This window comes from Rhodococcus sp. MEB032, assembly GCF_030208925.1.
Taxonomy (GTDB): Bacteria; Actinomycetota; Actinomycetes; order Mycobacteriales; family Mycobacteriaceae; genus Rhodococcus_F; species Rhodococcus_F qingshengii.
Genome location: NZ_JARVSY010000025.1, coordinates 84,529 through 103,139, shown reverse-complemented (window position 1 = coordinate 103,139; position 18,611 = coordinate 84,529). Strand labels below are relative to the sequence as shown.

The window sequence follows — 18,611 nt, the reverse complement described above, 5'->3', positions numbered from 1 at the left end:
GACACCCCAACTCGCCGAGCAATTCGCCAATTCCCCAGGTGAACGACGGTCTCGAACTTCTCCGACCCCCCGATTATGAAATCCGGTGGGGCATTGGGTACAGTTTCGTATCGCAGACGACGAACACGGCGATCCCGAGTTGTCGTATGCACGGGGATGTAGCTCAATGGTAGAGCCTCAGTCTTCCAAACTGATCACGCGGGTTCGATTCCCGTCATCCCCTCCATCAGGAGGGAAACTCCACAAAAGATCCGCATCGGCCCAGCCGGTGCGGATTTTTTGTATTCCGACTTTGTCCACTCAGACCACTCCCCTGCGGTCCGTATCCTGGAGTTGTCCGGATCGATTCTGCTCGGGAGGCCACGTGACCACGATTCTTCTCATACTCGTCGTTCTGGCCGTAGTCGTATTCCTGGTCATGAAAAGCCAGCAACGCGGTTCCGGCCACAGCGCAACACAACTCGACGATGCGAAAGCCGATGCCCGGCAGTCGATCGAACGCCTCGGCGGTCAGGTCTACAACCTGACCGGCAGTGACGACGCGTCGCGCCAAGCCCTCGCCGACGCGGCCGAACGGTACAACGCCGCAGGCTCGCAGATCGATCAGGCCGCAACGCCGGTCCAAGCACGTCTCGCGAAACAGACTGCACTGGAAGGGCTTTACTACATCCGCGCGGCACGGGTGGCGATGGGCATGGATCCGGGACCGGAAGTTCCTTCCATCGACGGACAGAAGGCTGCCGGTTCGGTCACCGAAGACCGTGAGGTCGAATTCGAGGGCCGCAAGGTCGCGGCATCACCCAATCCGTCGTCGCACACACCCAACTACTACCCCGGTGGCCGAGTCGCCGGACGCCCGGTCCCGGCCGGCTGGTACTCCGAACCCTGGTGGAAGCCTGCACTCGTCGCCGGCGCCTGGGGTCTGGGTTCGATGATGCTGTTTTCGACCATGTTCTCCGGCATGGCCGGGGTTCCTTACGGCGCAGAGGCTTTCGGCCAGGGTGGCGATCCCGGCGCCGACACAGGCTCCGGTGACTCGGGAGATCAGGGTATGGACGCCGGTGATCCCGGCGCCGACCAAGGAAGTATCGACAACACGGACTACACCGCTGACGGCGGAAGCGACTGGTCTGGTGGCGACGGAGGCGGAATGGATTTCGGGGGCGGCGGGGACTTCGGCGGCTTCGACTTCTAAGCCGACTGACAGACCGGGCACCAGAACAGGTTTCGTGCCTTCATGACGGAATGCAGGATCGGTGTGCCGCACACGCGGCACGGCGATCCTGCTCTTCTGTAGACATAGGTACGCGGACGATCCTTCGCGTACGCCGGATCTCCGTTGTCGTGCTCGGCGCGAACGACGTGCATCTTCCCCCGTCTGACGCCGACTTTCATCAATTCGACTAGGTCTGCCCACATGGCGGTCCACTCGCCGTGAGAGACGAGATTCCCCGGTCGTTCAGGGTTGATTCCGTGACGAAAGAGAAGTTCGGCGCGATAGACGTTGCCGACACCCGCCAGGACCGCCTGGTCCATCAGCAGGGCGCCGATTGCCGTCTTGGACTTGGAGATTCGCAACCAGGCCTTCTCTGGATCCGCGTCGCGGCGCAGTGGGTCCGGCCCGAGTCTGGCCTCGATCGCGGCGACCTGAGGAGGTAGCAGGACTTCGCAGGCGGTGGGACCACGAAGGTCGGTGCCGAAATCGGCACCGACCATACGCATCCGGACCTGACCTACCGGTTCTTCCATCGGCAGGGCGGCGTCGGTGAACTTTCCGTACAACCCGAGGTGTACGTGAACTGTCAGACCGTTGTCGTACGTGTGCCAGAGGTGCTTTCCCCAGGCATCCGAGGACGTGAGTACGTGTCCGTCCACCAGGCGCGCGTCCTCGGCGAATCTGCCTTGCGGACTGAGGACGCGGACCGGTGAACCGACGAACTTGCGGGCATGCAACCGTGCCAGCCGGTGCAGGGTATGACCTTCAGGCACGGAACAACTTTCGGATCAGGCTTGCGGCAGAGCCGGTGCGACGCCGGTCTTCTCGTACTCGGACAGGATGTCGATACGACGCTGGTGGCGCTCTTCACCCGACCATGCGGTGGCGAGGAAAGCGTCGACGATGGCAAGCGATTCCTCGAGGGAATGCATACGCCCGCCGATGCCGATCAGCTGAGCGTTGTTGTGCTCACGTGCCAGCTTCGCCGTTTCGACGCTCCAAGCGAGGGCGCACCGTGCGCCGGGAACCTTGTTCGCTGCGATCTGCTCGCCGTTGCCACTGCCACCCAGGACGATTCCCAGGCTGCCTTCGTCGGCGACGACGCGCTTTGCGGCTTCGATGCAGAAAGCCGGGTAGTCGTCCACGGCGTCGTACTCGTGAGCACCACAGTCGATGGCCTCGTGGCCGTTCGCTTTCAGGTGTTCGATGATCTCGTTCTTACGTTCGAATCCGGCATGGTCGGCACCCAGGTATACGCGCATGGCGACAATTCTCTCAGGCCCGACCAGCCGGGCGCACCCGGGTCGACGTCACACTTTCAGGAACACGCATTGCCGCGCGAGCACACCTATCGTGGTGCCCATGTACCCCGTCAACGGCCAGGCCGCTGCACCCGCCGTTCGTGTGTCACCGGGCAGTGACGCCGTTCGCCACCCGTGGGAAATCCCGCTACTCGTGCTCGCGGTGCTGACGACGGTCGTCACTTATGTGGTGGCGATCGTTCTGATCGCTGCGGGTGATCTGTCGACGTGGATCCTCGTGGTGCTCGCGGCTCCGATCCTGCTGTTCCTCGCGCGAGGTCAGCTGTACGGATCGCAACAGGTCAACGGAATCAAGATGACGCCTTCACAGTTTCCGGAGGGGTATCAGCTGGTTGCCGAGGCTGCGGCACGGTTCGGCATGAAAACTCCGCCGGATGCCTACGTCGTGCTGGGGAACGGACGGATCAACGCGTTCGCGTCGGGGCACGGATTTCGCCGTTTCGTCGTCGTCTACAGCGACCTGTTCGAAGTCGGTGGGCAGGCACGCGAGCCCGATGCGCTCGCATTCATCATCGGCCACGAGGTCGGCCACATCGCTGCCGGGCATGCGTCGTACTGGCGCCAGTGGGGACAGTTCGCGTCGAACTACATTCCGGTGATCGGGTCTTCGCTGTCGCGGTCCATGGAGTACACGGCGGACAACTTCGGCTTTCACATGCGTCCGCAGGGTGCACCGGGCGCGATGGGCGTCCTAGGCGCGGGAAAGTATCTGGTGGGTCTGGTCGGGTTCGACGAACTGGCCGATCGGGCGACACTCGAATCCGGGTTCTTCCCGTGGTTCGTCAACATCTTGTCGTCGCATCCGGTGCTGACCTGGCGTGCGGCTGCGCTTCGCAACCGCACGCACTCAGGGCATCTGTTCTTCCGGCCGGGTCAGCTCTACCGAAATCCGGCGCTCACTGCCGCTCAGTCGAACTGAGGATCCTCGTTGCGGGTCCGCTTGAGCTCGAAGAAGTGGGGGTAGCCGGCCAGCGCGACTGCGCCGTCCCACACCTTGCCTGCGTCCTCGCCGCGCGGGATGCGTGAGAGCACGGGGCCGAAGAACGCCACACCGTTGACATGGATCGTCGGGGTTCCGACGTCGGGTCCGACGGCGTCCATGCCCTTGTGGTGGCTCTCGCGCAGAGCCTCGTCGTACTTGTCGGTGTCGGCGGCCTCGGCCAGTTCAGGTGGCAGGCCGACCTCGGCGAGGGACGACTTGATGACGTCGGCGAAGTCCTTGTTGCCCTCGTTGTGAATCTTCGTCCCCATAGCCGTGTACAGCGGCAGCAGGATCTCGTCACCCTTCAGCTGCGCTGCAGCGATGGCGACACGGACCGGGCCCCAGGCCTTGGTCATCATCTCCCGGTAATCGTCGGGAAGGTCACGGCCCTCGTTGAGAACCGCAAGGCTCATCACGTGGAACTTGGCCTCGATGTCGCGTACCTGCTGGGCCTCGAGAATCCAGCGTGAGGTGATCCAGCACCACGGGCAGAGCGGATCGAACCAGAAGTCAGCAGTGTCCGTGGTCTTGCTCGAGGTTACGCTCACGAAGAAACTCCCTATCAGTTCATGTCGGTCAGGTCATATCAGTTCGGGGACATACTCCCGTTCTGCCAACAATCATGAACCCGCAATCCTTCCCGCGCTTTCCCCCGAACCACCTCCCGATCGCAGTAGTGTCGAAAAGAAACGAGTACGAAGGAGTGGTTCAGTAATGAGCACCAACCGGAGATTCGTGATCGTCGGCGGCGGGCTCGCGGGCGCAAAGATCGCAGAAGCCCTGCGTGACAGAGATTTCGACGGTGAGATCACCGTACTGAGTGAAGAAGACCACCTCCCGTACGAGCGTCCGCCGCTGTCGAAAGAGTTCTTCGCCGGCAAGAAGACGCTCCCCGAATTCACCGTCCACGACGGCGAGTGGTTCCGCGACCATCATGTCGATCTTCGCCCGGGAACGACGGCAACGGCCATCGACCCCGCTGCGCACACCGTGTCACTTCCGGACGGTTCCACGATCAGCTACGACAAGCTCGCCTTGGCCACCGGTTCGCGGTCGCGGCGCCTCGACATCCCGGGATCCGACGCCGAGGGCGTTCACTACGTGCGAACAGTCGATCAGGCCGCCGCGCTGCTGCGCACCCTGGCCGCCGACAAGAAGCTCGTCGTGGTCGGTGCCGGCTGGATCGGCCTCGAAATTGCCGCGTCGGCTCGCGGTTTCGACGTCGAGGTCACCGTGCTCGAACATGCCGGCCTTCCGCTCGAATCGACCCTCGGCCCGGAAATGGGTGAGGTCTTCGCCGCGCTGCACCGCCAGAACGGGGTGGACTTACGCACCGGCACGGACGTCACTGCAATCTCTGTCGACGGCGGTCACGCCTCGGGCGTCACTTTGAGCGATGGAACCGTGATTCCGGCCGACGCCGTGTTGATCGCTGTCGGCGCATTGCCGAACACCGAGTTGGCATCGGAGGCGGGTATCGACGTCGAGAACGGGGTTCTCGTCGACGCCGGTCTGCAGAGCAGCGACCCCGACGTGGTCGCAGTGGGTGACATCGCGGCCGCACAGCATCCGATTCTGAATGCACGAATTCGGGTGGAGCACTGGGCAAACGCACTCAACCAACCCGAGACGGCCGCAGAGACCATGTTGGGACGGCCCGCCGAGTACGTCCGCATGCCGTATTTCTTCACCGATCAGTACGACCTCGGAATGGAATACGTAGGTCACGCACCGCACGGCGGCTACTCCCGTGTCGTCACTCGCGGCGACGTCGACAAGCGCGAGTTCCTGGCATTCTGGCTGGATTCCGCGAACAAGGTGCTCGCCGGAATGAACGTGAACATCTGGGATGCCGGTGACGCCATCAAGGAATTGGTCGCGTCTTCGCGTCCCGTCGATCCGGAGCGGTTGGCCGACCCGGAGATTCCGCTGGCAGAAGTGTCCGCTTGAGTGAAGTCGTTCTCTTCGTGATGGGATGGACGTAATAGATCCGCACCATCTACGAGGAGATCTTTGTGGTCGCACCGAACCTGACACGCGAAACCGCAGCGCAACGGTCAGCAATCCTGACCGTCGAGAACTACCTGATCGAACTCGATCTCACCGACGGCAAAGACGCACCCGGCGAGGAGACGTTCTCCTCGAAGACCACCGTCACGTTCACCGCCACGGCCGGAGCAAGCAGCTTCATCGACATCGTCGCGGCCAGAGTCCATTCCGCGGTCCTCAACGGCACCGCGCTCGACGTCTCCGGCTACGACGAGTCGACGGGCATCAGTCTGCCCGACCTCGCTGCCGACAACGAGTTGGTCATCGATGCCGATTGCATCTACTCCCACACCGGCGAAGGGCTGCACCGATTCGTCGACCCGACCGATGACGCCGTCTACCTTTATTCACAGTTCGAGACGGCTGACGCCAAGCGCATGTTCGCGTGCTTCGATCAGCCTGATCTCAAGGCCACGTTCGACGTCCGCGTCACCGCTCCCACGTCGTGGAAGGTCATCTCCAACTCCGCGGTCGTCGAGACCCTTGCCGCCGATCCCGGCAAGCACGTTTTCCGGACCACCCCGAAGATGAGCACGTACCTGGTGGCGCTCATCGCCGGTCCCTACGCGCAGTGGACCGACAACTACTCCGACGAGCACGGCGACATCCCGCTCGGAATCTTCTGCCGCGCTTCACTGGCCGAGTTCATGGACGAGGAGCGACTGTTCACCGAGACCAAGCAGGGATTCGACTTCTATCACCGCAACTTCGGTGTTCCCTATGCTTTCGGTAAGTACGACCAGCTCTTCGTCCCCGAATTCAATGCCGGCGCGATGGAGAATGCCGGCGCCGTGACATTCCTCGAGGACTACGTCTTCCGCTCCAAGGTGACCCGCTACTCGTACGAGCGTCGTGCCGAAACGGTCCTGCACGAAATGGCGCACATGTGGTTCGGCGACCTCGTCACGATGGCGTGGTGGGACGACCTGTGGCTCAACGAGTCGTTCGCGACCTTCGCTTCGGTCCTGTGCCAGACCGAGGCCACGGAGTACGCGAACGCCTGGACGACGTTCGCCAACGTCGAGAAGTCGTGGGCGTACCGCCAGGACCAGTTGCCGTCGACGCACCCGATTGCCGCGGACATTCCGGACCTGGCCGCCGTCGAGGTGAACTTCGACGGCATCACGTACGCGAAGGGCGCCAGCGTCCTCAAGCAGTTGGTGGCATACGTCGGACTCGAACCGTTCCTCGCCGGACTGCGTGAGTACTTCCGTGAGCACGCATTCGGAAACGCAACATTCGACGATCTGCTGGGCTCACTCGAAAAGTCCTCGGGCCGTGACCTTTCCGACTGGGGTCGGCAGTGGCTCAAGACCACCGGTTTGAACATCCTGCGCCCCGACTTCGATGTCGACGCAGACGGAAAGTTCACCCGCTTCGCCGTCCTGCAGGACGGTGCTGCACCAGGCGCCGGGGAGCGTCGAATCCACCGGATCGCCATCGGAATCTACGACGACGTCGACGGCAAGTTGGTGCGAAGCCATCGCGTCGAACTCGACCTCGATGCCGTGGAAAGCACGGATGTCCCCGAACTTGTCGGCGTCGCCCGCGGTGCACTCGTGTTGGTCAACGACGACGATCTCACCTACGGCTCCGTGCGACTCGATCCCGAATCGTTGGCGACGGCGATCGAGCGGGTCGGCGACATCACCGATTCACTCCCCCGCACCCTGGTCTGGTCGGCGGCGTGGGAAATGACCCGTCAAGCCGAACTGAAGGCACGCGACTTCGTCGCGCTGGTCGAGCGCGGCATCAGTTCGGAGACTGAAGTCGGTGTGGTGCAACGTCTCTTGCTCCAAGCCCAAACCGCCATCGGCTCCTACGCAGATCCGGCCTGGGCCGAGGCCGAAGGCGCGGCGAGCTTCGCCAATCGGTTGCTCGAACTCGCGCGTGAGGCAGAGGCCGGGTCCGACCACCAGCTGGCATTCGTCAACGCACTCACCGGCGCAGCACTCTCCCCGTGGCACACCGAGGTACTGCGCGAATTGCTCGACGCCGATCCCTCCACCGTTGGGCTCGACGGCCTGATCGTCGACACGGACCTGCGCTGGCGCATCGTCGGGGCACTCGCGGCCGCCGGTGAGATCGACGCCGAAGGAACCGCAACTCCATTCATCGACGCCGAAGCTCAGCGTGACCCGACCGCTGCGGGCGCTCGTCAAGCCGCGGCGGCCGCGGCCGGACGTCCGCAGGTCGCTGTCAAGGAAGAGGTCTGGGCAAAGGTCGTCGGCGACGACTCCGTGCCCAACATCACCGCGCGATCGATCATCGGCGGGTTCGCTCGCGAAGGCCAGGACGAATTGCTCGAGCCCTTCGTCTCCCGCTACTTCGCCGATATCGCGGCGGTGTGGGAACGACGCTCGAGCGAAGTGGCACAGACGGTCGTCATCGGGCTGTACCCGTCGTGGTCGATCTCGGACGAATCCGTAGCGGCAGCAGACCGGTTCCTCGAAGGCGACATCCCTCCCGCGTTGCGTCGCCTGGTCGTCGAAGGTCAGGCCGGCGTGGTTCGTTCACTCGCAGCACGAAAGTTCGACGCGAGCTGACATGCGAAAGGCCGGTGCTCGCTTCGATTCTCACGAATCGAAGCGAGCACCGGCCAGTGTCTTACAAGTCAGGGCGCTGAAATCGCGGCTGCCATAACGCGGATAGCGCTGATCAGTCCGTCGATCAGGTTGCCTTCACTGAATGATGCAACAGCTGCCGTTGCTCCGAGCTGGGTAACACGATCGGTGACCCGATCGGCGATTGCCCGACCGCTGCGAACCTCGACGGTGCGCTGGTTGGGCGAAACGGCGATCAGGACGGAACGCTCGGCTTCGGGCGTGGTCGGGAACAATGCGTCGGCACCCGCTGCCGGATCGGAACCGAGATCACCGACGTACGCGTTGAACCGCACCTTGGTGGCCCGCGTCGCTTCGGTCATCGCGACGTCGAGCGCGACCAGATCCATGGTCTCGAACGGAAGATCGTCGGTGAACGGCTCGCCGATGCGATGCACACCGGATACGCGTCCACTGGACGTGACGACGCTGCCGACGGGCAGGTCCTCGGGCGCTACTGCGAGCGCGGTCGAATGATCACCACTTGCCACTTGCGGACCCTCCGATCAGATCAGCCGAACCGGCTTCGATTGCGTGTGCACTGCCGTGATGGCCACCGCGAACGGTGACCTCGTCGACAGCACTCCACAGCACGGGAGCGTGATCCCACGACTCACCGAGATGGAACGCCGGCGGAACCGGTCCCGGCGTCTTCTTCCCGAGGAAGGACGCAGCCGCGAAGAACGCGGTGATCAAGGCCGGAATCCCAACGTATATCAGTACTACCTCGAGAATGCTCACACCAGATAACGTAGCCCAGAACGCCAGGAAGGAAAGCGTCAGGGCCACAAATTCTCGGGCAATTTCGTTTCGGTGACGCTAGAACTCAATTCAGGCTGCGCCCACGCCGACACATAGCTCAGGCTGCGCCCACGCCGACACATAGCTCAGGCTGCGCCCACGCCGAGATAAGGCATCCACGCCGGATGCAATTCCTTGGTCGCCGCGAGCAGACGCCAGTGCGGTCCGGACGGCGGGACCAATTCCGCACGGAGGGTCCATCCGAGTTCGCTGAGCATCTTGTCGGCCTTGCGGTGATTGCAGGGGGCACAGCAAGCGACGCAGTTCTCCCACGAATGCCCGCCACCTCTGCTGCGAGGAACGACGTGGTCGATGGTTTCGGCTTTGGCTCCGCAGTACGCACATCGGAAGTGGTCACGATGCATCAGCGCGGCACGAGTCATGGGGATGCGGGCGCGATATGGAACGCGCACGTAGGTGCGCAATCGAATGACCGAGGGAACCTGCACCGACCAGTCCGCGGAATGGACTACCGGGCCCTGTTCGTCCTCGTGGACGGTATCGGCCTTGCCGCAGGCCATCAGTACGACCGCGCGCCTGGCAGGAAGGGCGGTCAGCGGTTCGTACGTGACGTTGAGCAGTAGCACCCGACGTTTCACCCACTCGGGGACGACGCGATCGGGAGGGAACATCTCGAGGTGAGAATGCTCGTCGGAAAAGAGTGGGTCGGTAGTGTGCGCGAACCCGTCAGGAACAACTTCCAGAACAGCCCCTAACGCGTGGTCGTTCCGCGCGCTAGTGGGCTGGAGTTGTCGGTGATTGCGTGCAGCATGTCGGTTCTTCATACGACCTCCGGGAGACTGCCCCCAAGTTGACCACGGATGATCGCGTTACGCACTCCCATTTCGAACAAAATTGCCAGGACGGCCGGTGAATTTCCGGTGAATGGGTACGCACTCCGACTCGATACAACCGTCGTCGACCCGGAAACCGACCACTACGGCCGTCAGGCACAATGGAACTTGCCATGAATGACGTACAGCACGACGTGCAGCAGACCTTCTACGACGCCGTCGGCGGAGCCGAGACGTTTCACAAGCTCACCGCGCGATTTTACGAAGAGGTCGCGAAGGACGAGGTTGTGCGCCCGCTCTACCCCGAGGCCGATCTCGGCCCGGCCGAGCGGCGGATGCGGATGTTCCTCGAGCAGTACTGGGGCGGACCGCACACGTACTCGGAGGAGCGTGGACACCCGCGTCTGCGGATGCGCCACAATCCATTCGTGATCGGCCCGATCGAGCGTGATGCGTGGCTGCGGTGCATGCACGTCGCCATCGCGTCCATCGACGAGAAGACTCTGAGCCCGGTGCACCGCAAGCAGTTGATCGACTACATGGAGATGGCTGCCGCGTCCATGGTGAACTCCGCTATCTGACCGTCTACCTAGCCTTCGGCCTGACCACGCGCGCGACCCGGCGGACTGCTCGTACCCCGAACGACACCGTGGGATGCAGGGGCGAACTCAAGATTGCATGCTTGCGCACGTACTCTTCGACCTCCCACTCCGACCAACTGCCCGCACGGAAGAGTGCGGCATCGCCGACACTCAGGGTTCGCTCGGCGATTCCGTCGGCCTGAACGGTGACCGACCCTTCGATGATGTGCACGATTTCGTCCGCGTGGAAGTACCAGCGGAAGCGCCCCTTCGTGCAATCCCAGACGTGTGTAGTCGTGGTCCCGTCTTTACTCGCCGACCATTGCGCCGACCGTGCAACCGGTGTGCCGAAGATTATCCAGTCGCGGTTGATGGGATCATCTTCGAGCAGTACATGATCCAAACTGACCGCTTCGATTGCCGACAAAGTCAAGGCCAAGCCCCCTTGGTTGAATTCCCGAATACTTCTCCCCCGGCAGTAACACCAAAGTTGCCACATGGTGTCACCGCGTGAATGCAAAGTACACCAAGGCTAGGTAAAGAGTCACGCTTTTGCCGTGTCCAAGTCGTGAGAGTGCCAGACGTTTGGCACTATGAACTGCTGTGAGCACCCCCGCGGATTCGTCCTCTGTAAGCCGGCCCGAAGCCCCGTGGTGGAACGAGGCGGTCTTCTATCAGATCTATCCGCGTTCTTTTGCCGATTCGGGCAGCGACGGTATCGGCGACCTCGGCGGAGTCGAGGAGAAACTCGGCTACCTCGAACTGCTCGGCATCGATGCAATCTGGTTGAGCCCGGTGATGAAGTCACCGATGGCAGACCACGGCTACGACGTCTCGGATCCTCGCGACATCGATCCCCTGTTCGGCGATCTGGCGACGATGGATTCGCTGATCACGTCAGCCCACGAACGCGGAATCAAGGTCACGATGGACCTGGTCCCGAACCACACGAGTGATCAGCACGAGTGGTTCAAGGCAGCCCTGGCGTCGGCGCCCGATTCGGCGGAGCGATCCCGTTACATCTTCCGAGACGGCAAAGGTGAGAACGGCAACGAACCGCCGAACAACTGGCCGAGCATCTTCGGCGGCCCGGCGTGGACCCGTGTCACCGAAGCCGACGGAACACCCGGCCAGTGGTACCTGCACATCTTCGCCAAGGAACAGCCCGACCTGAACTGGGACAACCCCGAGGTCTTCGACGACCTCGCCAAGACTCTGCGCTTCTGGCTCGAGCGCGGAATCGACGGATTCCGCATCGACGTGGCCCACGGAATGGCCAAGCCCGACGGTTTGCCGGACCACGACTGGGAGCTCAACGAGCTCATGCGCAATTCCGACGACGACCCGCGGTTCAACAACCCGGCAGTTCACGAAATCCACCGCGGCATCCGCAAGGTCATGGACGAGTTCCCGGAGGCGATGACCGTCGGCGAGATCTGGGTGAAGGACAACCAGAAGTTCGGCGAATACATCCGGCCAGACGAACTGCATCTCGGATTCAACTTCCGACTTGCAGAAACCGAATTCTCCGCCGAGTCCGTCCGGGAGGCCGTGGAGAACTCTCTTGCGGCCGTCGCCGAGGTCGGGGGTGTGCCCACGTGGACGCTGTCGAATCACGACGTCGAACGTGAAGTCACGCGCTACGGCGGGGGTGAGATCGGAACCCAACGCGCACGGGCGATGATCCTCGTCGAACTGGCGCTTCCGGGCGCGAGCTTCATCTACAACGGAGCCGAACTCGGCCTGCCGAACGTCGACCTGCCCGACGAGGCACTACAGGACCCGGTCTGGGAACGATCCGGACATGCCGAGCGAGGACGCGACGGCTGCCGAGTGCCCCTTCCGTGGGAAGGAAGCGAACCCCCGTTCGGATTCACCACCGGTGCGAGCACCTGGTTGCCGATGCCACGCGAGTGGTCGACACTCACGGTGGAGGCGCAGATCGAGGACGTCGACTCGATGCTCTCGCTTTATCGCGCCGCCCTCGAACTTCGTAGCGCCAGGCCGGAGTTCTCCGGCGCCGACATCGATTGGTACGGCAGTCCCCCCGGCTGCCTCGCTTTCCGTCGACGCGGTGGTCTGATCTGTGCTCTCAACACCACGGAGGTGCCGATCGCACTGCCGAACGGGCAGCTGCTGTTGAGCAGCGCACCACTCGTCGACGGTCAACTACCCGTCAACGCTGCGGCGTGGCTGATCTGAGAGAACACGCACCCGCCACCTGAACTCCTATCGTGCGACCATCAGCGGTATCGAACCACCGCGGTGACGGTAGATCGAACCGAACCGTGCATCGAGCCGCACCCAGGATTTGCTCGCCCGCACCCGAACCAGTTCCGAGGCGTCGATCTGCTCGAGGTCGATGTCGGCGGTCATCGCCTCGGACCCGGCGTGCGGAACGAATCCCATTGCGGTCAAGGCAAAAATAACCCGCATCGAGATCCCGACCGTGCCGGACGGACCACTGACCTCGAGCACGTCCTGATCGAGCAACGACGCCGGCGGACCGTGACTACTTCCATGCTCCAGTGCCAAGGCGTTGCCCCGCTGCGCCAGTTCGATCAGCACCCGGGCGGGTACGTCGTCCAGGTGCTCGAAGCCGTCCATCGGCGGCAACGCCCCACGCCACGCCGAATCCATGGCGAACCCCGGATCGATCAGCTCACTTGTCGCCTGCTCCACCGCCGAGAGCAACTGATCGCCGGCAGCCGAGGTGTCGTCAGGGTTGATGGTGCCCGCCACGGTTCGCGTAGCGAGAGCGTCGAAACCCGTTGACGCCCAAACGCTCAGGTGAGCATCTCCGCGTCGACGCATCCGGATGACCGTGGACTCGTCCAAACGCAAGGCATGACCGATGAAGCCGGCCAAGTTCTTTCGCTCGGCCTCCTCGGGCACGGTCAGTACACGTTCATGCACGTTGCCAGCTCTCCAAGTACTCGCGCTCGGGCCCGCTGAGGCGACGCAAACGTTGAGTGTCGATATCGAAGGCCGCGATCTGAGTCGACGCCACGATGGACGGCGGGACACTGAGATCCGCACCGCGGGGGCGAACCTCGTACGCGATGGTGAAGTCCACCGCGCGCACCTTTTCCACCCACATGAAGACGTCGAGCGGCGAATCGTCGTGCCGCAGTTGGCCGCGGTACCGCACATGGAGATCGGCAATCACGGCCCCGTCACGCAGGGTGACCGTCGGGCGCGAGTCTTCGAACAACCAAGGAATCCGCGCCTCTTCGAGCAACGTCACCATCCGTGCGTGGTTGATGTGCTGGAAGGCATCCATGTCGGACCACCGAACCACAACTTCGGCGTGGAATCCTTCGCTCAACGTCCTACCTCCGATCGGGTGCCCATGCTGCGCACCATGCTACGAACCTGACGCGCCGCCACCGAGAGCGTCGCGAGGTCAAGCGTCCCAGACTCGAAGATCTCGACGAGAGCTGCCCTCGCCCGGCTCAGACGCGAGGCGTTGGTCGACTCCCATTCGTCGATCTTCTCCTGCGGCGACTCCCCCGGCTCGCCGCCGGCCAGAACCTCCATCGTCAGCTGCCGAAGCGAACTGTAGAGGTCGTCTCGCAACGCGAGCCTCGCGAGCGAGTGCCATCGATCGCCGCGCTCGAGTCCCGAGACCGCGCTCAGCAACCAGTCGATTCCCAGATGCGCGTCCAAGGCGTAGTACAGCTCCGCGACTTCGGTGATGTCGTGATCTGCGATGTCGGCGATATCCGCGATGTCGAGCAGGCAGTAGACATCCAGCAGTCGGAACACGTCCAGCGCCAACGCTTCCGGAGCCCCGCGATCGATCACCGATTGAGCCCGCACCAGCAGATCGTCGAGTTGATGGCCCGCAAGCAGCCCCGGGACCAGAGGTGCCGTAGCCCGATACGCCGCCGAGTAACGCGCAACCTCGGCGCCGACGGCGATCGGCTGGGGCCGATTGGCCAGGAACCACCGCGACGCGCGGTCGAGCAAGCGGCACGACTCAACGATCAACTCGTTTTCGATCTCTGCACTGACGCCCGCCGAGCGGATTCGCGACCACACCTCGTCGAGCGCAAACACCTCTCGCACAGCGGCGTAGGCACGGATCGAGTCCGTACTGCTCGCTCCGGTCTCCTCGGCCAAGCGGTAGGCGTACGTGATTCCGCCGTTGTCGATCACTTCGTTCACGAGCATCGTCGCGACGATCTGCCGCCGCAACGGGTGTGCCTTGATCTCCGTTTCGAACCGATCGCGAACAGCGGTCGGGAAGTACTGCGGGATCTGCTGGGCGAAGAAATCGTTGTCCGGCAACTCGGTTGCGAGCAGATCGTCCTTGAGTGAAAGCTTCACGTGCGCCGTCAGCGTCGCCAATTCCGGCGACGTCAGACCCACACCGGCCTCGAGTCGACGCTCGATCTCCTTGTCGGTCGGCAACGCCTCGAGTTTGCGGTCAAGGCCACGTGCCTTGGTCAGATCCGTCAACTGACGGCGGTGAACACCGAGCATCTGAGAAGCGGTCACGCGGGAGATTCCGAGCAGCGCGTTCTGAGCAATGTTGTCCGCCAACACCAGCGCCGCCACGTCGTCGGTCATCGACGCCAGCAACGGATTCCGTTCCTGCGTGGGCAGTAACTGCGAACGCACGAGCGAATCGAGAAGAATCTTGATGTTCACTTCGTGATCGGAGCAGTCGACGCCGGCCGAGTTGTCGATGGCGTCGGTGTTGATGTGACCGCCGCTGGCGCTGAACTCGATTCTTCCCAGAGCAGTGACGCCGAGGTTGCCGCCCTCCCCGATCACCTTGACCCGCAGATCTTGACCGTCGACACGCACGGCGTCGTTGCTCTTGTCGCCAACCTGCGCATTGGTCTCGGTCGACGCTTTGACGTATGTACCGATTCCGCCGTTCCACAGCAGATCCACCGGTGCCGACAGAATCGCCTGCATCAATTCCGGCGGCGAGAGCTTCGTGACCCCCTCGGCCAGACCCAGTGCGATCCGGACGCTTTCGGCGATCGGAACCGACTTGACCGTGCGGTCCCATACGCCGCCACCTTCACTGATCAGGCTCTTGTCGTAGTCGGCCCATGACGACCGTGGCAACTCGAAAAGTCGTTGACGTTCGACGAACGAGCTCGCTGCATCCGGGTTCGGATCGAGGAAGATGTGTCGATGATCGAACGCGCCCACCAGACGGATGTGCCGACTGAGGAGCATTCCGTTGCCGAACACGTCTCCGCTCATGTCGCCGACGCCTACCGTCGTGAAATCCTGCGTCTGCGTGTCGACCCCGAGTTCGCGGAAGTGCCGCTTGACGCTTTCCCAGGCGCCGCGAGCGGTGATACCCATGCCCTTGTGGTCGTATCCCACGGAGCCACCGGAGGCAAACGCGTCGCCGAGCCAGAAGTCGTACTTGGCGGCAACCGAATTGGCGAGATCCGAGAACGTCGCCGTGCCCTTGTCCGCGGCGACCACCAGGTAGCGATCCTGATCGTCCTTGCACACCACTCGATCCGGCGTCACAACTTCGCCGGTAGCCGCGTGCACGTTGTCGGTGATGTCGAGCAATCCGGAGATGAACGTGGTGTAGCAGGCCTTGCCGGTTTCCAGCGTCGCCATTCGATCAACGGCCGGATCGCCCGTCGGCAGAGGCGGATTCTTCACGACGAAGCCGCCCTTGGCGCCGACCGGCACGATCACCGCGTTCTTGACGGCCTGAGCCTTCACCAAGCCGAGCACCTCGGTGCGGAAATCCTCGCGCCGGTCGGACCAGCGGAGCCCGCCGCGCGCGACTGCGCCGAATCGCAGGTGGACGCCTTCGACCTCGGGTGAGTACACGTAGATCTCGAAAGCCGGCCGCGGCTTGGGCAACTCGCTGATCCGTGAGGGATCGAGCTTGACCGACAGGTAGTCGCGAGAGCGGCCATCGGCGTCGACGACGTAGAAATTGGTACGCAAGGTCGCCTTCACCAAGGAGAACATTCCACGCAGAATGCGATCGGCATCCAAGCTGAGTACCTCGTCGATGGACGCACGCAACTGCTCGTCCAATTCGGCGACGCGAATGTCGTCCTGCTTCTCGGGGTCGAACATCGCCTCGAACAACTGCACCAATGCAAACGCGGTCTGCGGGTGTGTAAGCGCGATTCCTTCGATGTGGAACTGACTGTATGGAAATGTGGCCTGGCGCAGATACTTTGTGTAAGCACGCAGCACCACGGCTTGCCGCCAGGACATTCCGGCCCGCAGCACCAACTCGTTGAATCGGTCAGCTTCGGCCCGGCCGAACCAGACTGCACCGAATGCAGCCGTGAATCGCTTCTGGACCTCGGTCAGCGGGGCGGTACTGGTCTCGAGCGGCACCTGCGCATCGAGGTCGATCTCGACCGACGCCCGAAGATCCGCCGGTACCGACAATCCGAAATCGTAGATCCAGCACTGAACGCCGTCGAGTCGCTGCACGACGTGCGGCCGCTCGTCGAGAACTTCGACGCCGAGTGACTGCAGCACCGGTAGCACCTGGCTCAACGAGATACCGTCGCCGCCGACGAAGAGCGTGAAGCGCCAGGCACCGGGCGCGGAGTCCACAGCACGATAGAGCAGTACGTCGATCGCGCCTGGCGCCAACGCCTCGAGTCTGGCGATATCGGCCAACGCGCGTGACGGTTCGAAGTCCTCCTTGTATCCATCGGGAAGCACCCGCGAATACCGCTGCACCAGTTCCGGATCCACACCCGGACTTTCACGAACAAGGTCGTTGATGCGGTCGTCCCAGCTACGACTGACTTCGGTCAACAGAGCCTGAACTCGCTCGCGGTTGGCCTCGGAGACATCCAGATGAACCGGCTCACTGTCCGGATCGCGCCGGATCGTCACGTGCAACAGCGCAAGATCATTCTCGGTAACCCGGGCGGTGTAATCGACTGTGCCTGGTCCGAATTCGCGCCACAGCAGGTTTTGCATCGCCAGTCGCACCCGCGTCGTGTACCGGTCGCGGGGTAGGTACACCAAGCAGGACACGAAGCGTCCGAACGTGTCCTCGCGGACAAAGAGTCGCACCTGTCGACGCAGCCCGATGCTGTGCACGGCGTGGACGGTCTCGAACAAGGTCTCGGCGTCGCTCGAGAACAACTCGGTGCGTGGGAACGACTGGATGACCTCGAGCATCGCCTGACCGGAGTACGAATGCAGGTCGACACCGGCACGCGCGATGACCTCGCGGACGCGGCGCTCGATCAGAGGAATCGCGAGGACGTTCTCGTGGAGTGCGACCACGGTGAACACACCCAGGAATCTGTGCTCCCCCACGATGTTTCCCTCGTCGTCGAGGATCGAGACACCCACGAAGTACGGGTAGACAGCGCGGTGCACCGTGGCGGGGAACGATCCCTGCGTCAGGACCAGAAGCGGTCGATCCGGGAGATCTGCAACTGGAGGCAAACTCATCGGGCCTTCGGTGACCGCGTCGGAGCGCAGCACGCCGAGTCCACTGCCGGCTACCGTGCGTGAACCGTCCTTCGTGCCCTCGAACCGCCGGTATCCGAGCACGGCATAGTTTCCGTCCGCCATCCACCGCAGCAGCCGGGCGGTGTCGGAGAATTCTTCGGGGGTGATCCTCCCGGAGGCAGTTTCTGCGGCACTCTCCAACTCGTCGGCAACGCGCAGTTGCAATGCCTTCATGTCCGGGGTGTCACCAACCACCTGGCGGACGTCCGCGAGCACCTTGCCGAGGTGTGCTTCGATCGCGTCGAGAGCGGAATCCTCGACTTCGGAGTCCAACTGGACGTGCATCCAGGATTCTTGGATACCGCTGTCGCCCAAGGACATCAGATTGCCCGAGTCATCGCGTTCAACCGTCAGGATCGGATGGGCGAATTGACTGATTCCCACACCTTGTCGGTTGAGCATCGCGGTAACGGACTCGACGAGCAACGACATGTCGTCGGTGACGATCTGGACGGCAGCGCCGAGACCCTCGGATCCTGACGGGCGGTACACACGCCATACGGCCGTGCCCGGGGTCCGCTGCCTCCCGAGCGCAAGATGCGCGAGCAGGACTCGATCCGATCGACCGTTGATGACGTCGTCGCTGTCACCCTCGTCGATATGCGTGAAAAAGGCCTCGCGAAGACGCGTCAACAACGTCGCTTCGTCGAGGCCTGTGCCCTGCTGCCGTACACGGTCTGTCATTGCTGGCTCACATCCTTGTGGGTTCTGATCGCCGCGACCAATCTCTGACTCGAGACTAGCCGCGGCAACCAGTACCTAGGGTGAACTGAGA

The 18,611-nt window shown here is 62.9% G+C and carries 16 protein-coding genes and 1 tRNA gene; 7 read left to right on the top strand and 10 right to left on the bottom strand.

The genetic code is table 11. The annotated features are described in order from the left end of the window. Positions 1–152 precede the first annotated feature (152 nt). Both QRN54_RS23295 and QRN54_RS23290 read left to right on the top strand, forming a co-directional pair. Positions 153–226 (top strand) — tRNA-Gly (locus QRN54_RS23295). A gap of 192 nt (positions 227–418) precedes the next feature. Next, entirely contained in the window at positions 419–1,195 is a 777-nt protein-coding gene (locus QRN54_RS23290; protein WP_285183184.1) for a DUF1542 domain-containing protein, read from the top strand. Here QRN54_RS23290 and QRN54_RS23285 read toward each other — a convergent pair. Together QRN54_RS23285 and QRN54_RS23280 are read right to left on the bottom strand one after the other, a co-directional pair. Then, complete coding sequence (locus tag QRN54_RS23285; protein ID WP_003944531.1) at positions 1,192–1,989, bottom strand: Fpg/Nei family DNA glycosylase; 798 nt, start codon at positions 1,987–1,989, stop codon at positions 1,192–1,194. The two genes, QRN54_RS23290 and QRN54_RS23285, sit on opposite strands and share 4 nt — an antisense overlap. Positions 1,990–2,004: 15 nt before the next feature. Beyond that, positions 2,005–2,478: a ribose-5-phosphate isomerase gene (locus QRN54_RS23280; RefSeq protein ID WP_003944571.1), complete on the bottom strand. Its 474-nt coding sequence runs from the start codon at positions 2,476–2,478 to the stop codon at positions 2,005–2,007. 100 nt (positions 2,479–2,578) lie between these two features. Between QRN54_RS23280 and QRN54_RS23275 the strand changes: the two genes are divergently transcribed. Next, positions 2,579–3,457: a M48 family metallopeptidase gene (locus QRN54_RS23275; protein ID WP_042923839.1), complete on the top strand. Its 879-nt coding sequence runs from the start codon at positions 2,579–2,581 to the stop codon at positions 3,455–3,457. On the opposite strand, the gene QRN54_RS23270 is transcribed toward QRN54_RS23275, so the two are convergent. Continuing rightward, positions 3,445–4,068: a DsbA family oxidoreductase gene (locus tag QRN54_RS23270; RefSeq protein WP_285183135.1), complete on the bottom strand. Its 624-nt coding sequence runs from the start codon at positions 4,066–4,068 to the stop codon at positions 3,445–3,447. The genes QRN54_RS23275 and QRN54_RS23270 overlap by 13 nt on opposite strands. Positions 4,069–4,234: 166 nt before the next feature. Here QRN54_RS23270 and QRN54_RS23265 point away from each other — a divergent pair, with 166 nt between their 5' ends. Next, positions 4,235–5,470, top strand: a complete 1,236-nt coding sequence (locus QRN54_RS23265; RefSeq protein ID WP_065456265.1) for an NAD(P)/FAD-dependent oxidoreductase — start codon at positions 4,235–4,237, stop codon at positions 5,468–5,470. 65 nt (positions 5,471–5,535) lie between these two features. Next, a complete protein-coding gene (gene pepN / locus QRN54_RS23260) occupies positions 5,536–8,115 on the top strand; it encodes an aminopeptidase N (RefSeq protein ID WP_285183134.1) in 2,580 nt (859 codons plus the stop codon). A gap of 68 nt (positions 8,116–8,183) precedes the next feature. Here pepN and QRN54_RS23255 read toward each other — a convergent pair whose 3' ends face one another. From QRN54_RS23255 to QRN54_RS23245, 3 genes are all read right to left on the bottom strand, one after another. Continuing rightward, the gene (locus tag QRN54_RS23255) at positions 8,184–8,663 is read right to left on the bottom strand and encodes a DUF5130 domain-containing protein (protein ID WP_003944512.1); all 480 of its coding nucleotides are present in this window, start codon (positions 8,661–8,663) and stop codon (positions 8,184–8,186) included. Then, positions 8,650–8,913: an aa3-type cytochrome oxidase subunit CtaJ gene (ctaJ, locus tag QRN54_RS23250; RefSeq protein WP_007730943.1), complete on the bottom strand. Its 264-nt coding sequence runs from the start codon at positions 8,911–8,913 to the stop codon at positions 8,650–8,652. The genes QRN54_RS23255 and ctaJ overlap by 14 nt, the downstream gene beginning before the upstream one ends. A gap of 146 nt (positions 8,914–9,059) precedes the next feature. Next, positions 9,060–9,758, bottom strand: a complete 699-nt coding sequence (locus tag QRN54_RS23245; RefSeq protein WP_172403517.1) for an HNH endonuclease — start codon at positions 9,756–9,758, stop codon at positions 9,060–9,062. A 182-nt stretch (positions 9,759–9,940) separates the two neighbouring features. On the opposite strand from QRN54_RS23245, the gene QRN54_RS23240 reads away from it, so the two are divergent. After that, positions 9,941–10,348, top strand: a complete 408-nt coding sequence (locus QRN54_RS23240; RefSeq protein ID WP_003944464.1) for a globin — start codon at positions 9,941–9,943, stop codon at positions 10,346–10,348. Between the two features lie 4 nt (positions 10,349–10,352). On the opposite strand, the gene QRN54_RS23235 is transcribed toward QRN54_RS23240, so the two are convergent. Then, on the bottom strand, positions 10,353–10,781 hold the full coding sequence (locus tag QRN54_RS23235; protein WP_223304541.1) for a cupin domain-containing protein: 429 nt from the start codon (positions 10,779–10,781) through the stop codon (positions 10,353–10,355). Between the two features lie 170 nt (positions 10,782–10,951). Between QRN54_RS23235 and QRN54_RS23230 the strand changes: the two genes are divergently transcribed. Continuing rightward, on the top strand, positions 10,952–12,550 hold the full coding sequence (locus QRN54_RS23230) for a glycoside hydrolase family 13 protein (protein ID WP_075833675.1): 1,599 nt from the start codon (positions 10,952–10,954) through the stop codon (positions 12,548–12,550). Between the two features lie 27 nt (positions 12,551–12,577). On the opposite strand, the gene QRN54_RS23225 is transcribed toward QRN54_RS23230, so the two are convergent. Genes QRN54_RS23225 through QRN54_RS23215 form a run of 3 tightly spaced genes read right to left on the bottom strand, consistent with a single transcriptional unit; the run spans position 12,578 to position 18,520 of the window. Beyond that, positions 12,578–13,264 (bottom strand): DUF8010 domain-containing protein, encoded by a 687-nt coding sequence (locus QRN54_RS23225; protein WP_007730934.1) that lies wholly within the window; start codon positions 13,262–13,264, stop codon positions 12,578–12,580. Further along, positions 13,257–13,676, bottom strand: a complete 420-nt coding sequence (locus QRN54_RS23220; protein WP_003944573.1) for an acyl-CoA thioesterase — start codon at positions 13,674–13,676, stop codon at positions 13,257–13,259. Before QRN54_RS23220 ends, QRN54_RS23225 begins: the two co-directional genes overlap by 8 nt. Continuing rightward, positions 13,673–18,520: an NAD-glutamate dehydrogenase gene (locus tag QRN54_RS23215; RefSeq protein WP_285183132.1), complete on the bottom strand. Its 4,848-nt coding sequence runs from the start codon at positions 18,518–18,520 to the stop codon at positions 13,673–13,675. The genes QRN54_RS23220 and QRN54_RS23215 overlap by 4 nt, the downstream gene beginning before the upstream one ends. Positions 18,521–18,611: the final 91 nt, after the last annotated feature.

Bases quoted from the DNA above. Each gene is read 5' to 3' on its own strand.
- QRN54_RS23275 (WP_042923839.1), top strand. From the start codon at position 2,579: ATGTACCCCGTCAACGGCCAGGCCGCTGCACCCGCCGTTCGTGTGTCA.
- QRN54_RS23215 (WP_285183132.1), bottom strand. From the start codon at position 18,520: ATGACAGACCGTGTACGGCAGCAGGGCACAGGCCTCGACGAAGCGACG.
- QRN54_RS23280 (WP_003944571.1), bottom strand. From the start codon at position 2,478: ATGCGCGTATACCTGGGTGCCGACCATGCCGGATTCGAACGTAAGAAC.
- QRN54_RS23240 (WP_003944464.1), top strand. From the start codon at position 9,941: ATGAATGACGTACAGCACGACGTGCAGCAGACCTTCTACGACGCCGTC.
- QRN54_RS23290 (WP_285183184.1), top strand. From the start codon at position 419: ATGAAAAGCCAGCAACGCGGTTCCGGCCACAGCGCAACACAACTCGAC.
- QRN54_RS23265 (WP_065456265.1), top strand. From the start codon at position 4,235: ATGAGCACCAACCGGAGATTCGTGATCGTCGGCGGCGGGCTCGCGGGC.
- QRN54_RS23245 (WP_172403517.1), bottom strand. From the start codon at position 9,758: ATGAAGAACCGACATGCTGCACGCAATCACCGACAACTCCAGCCCACT.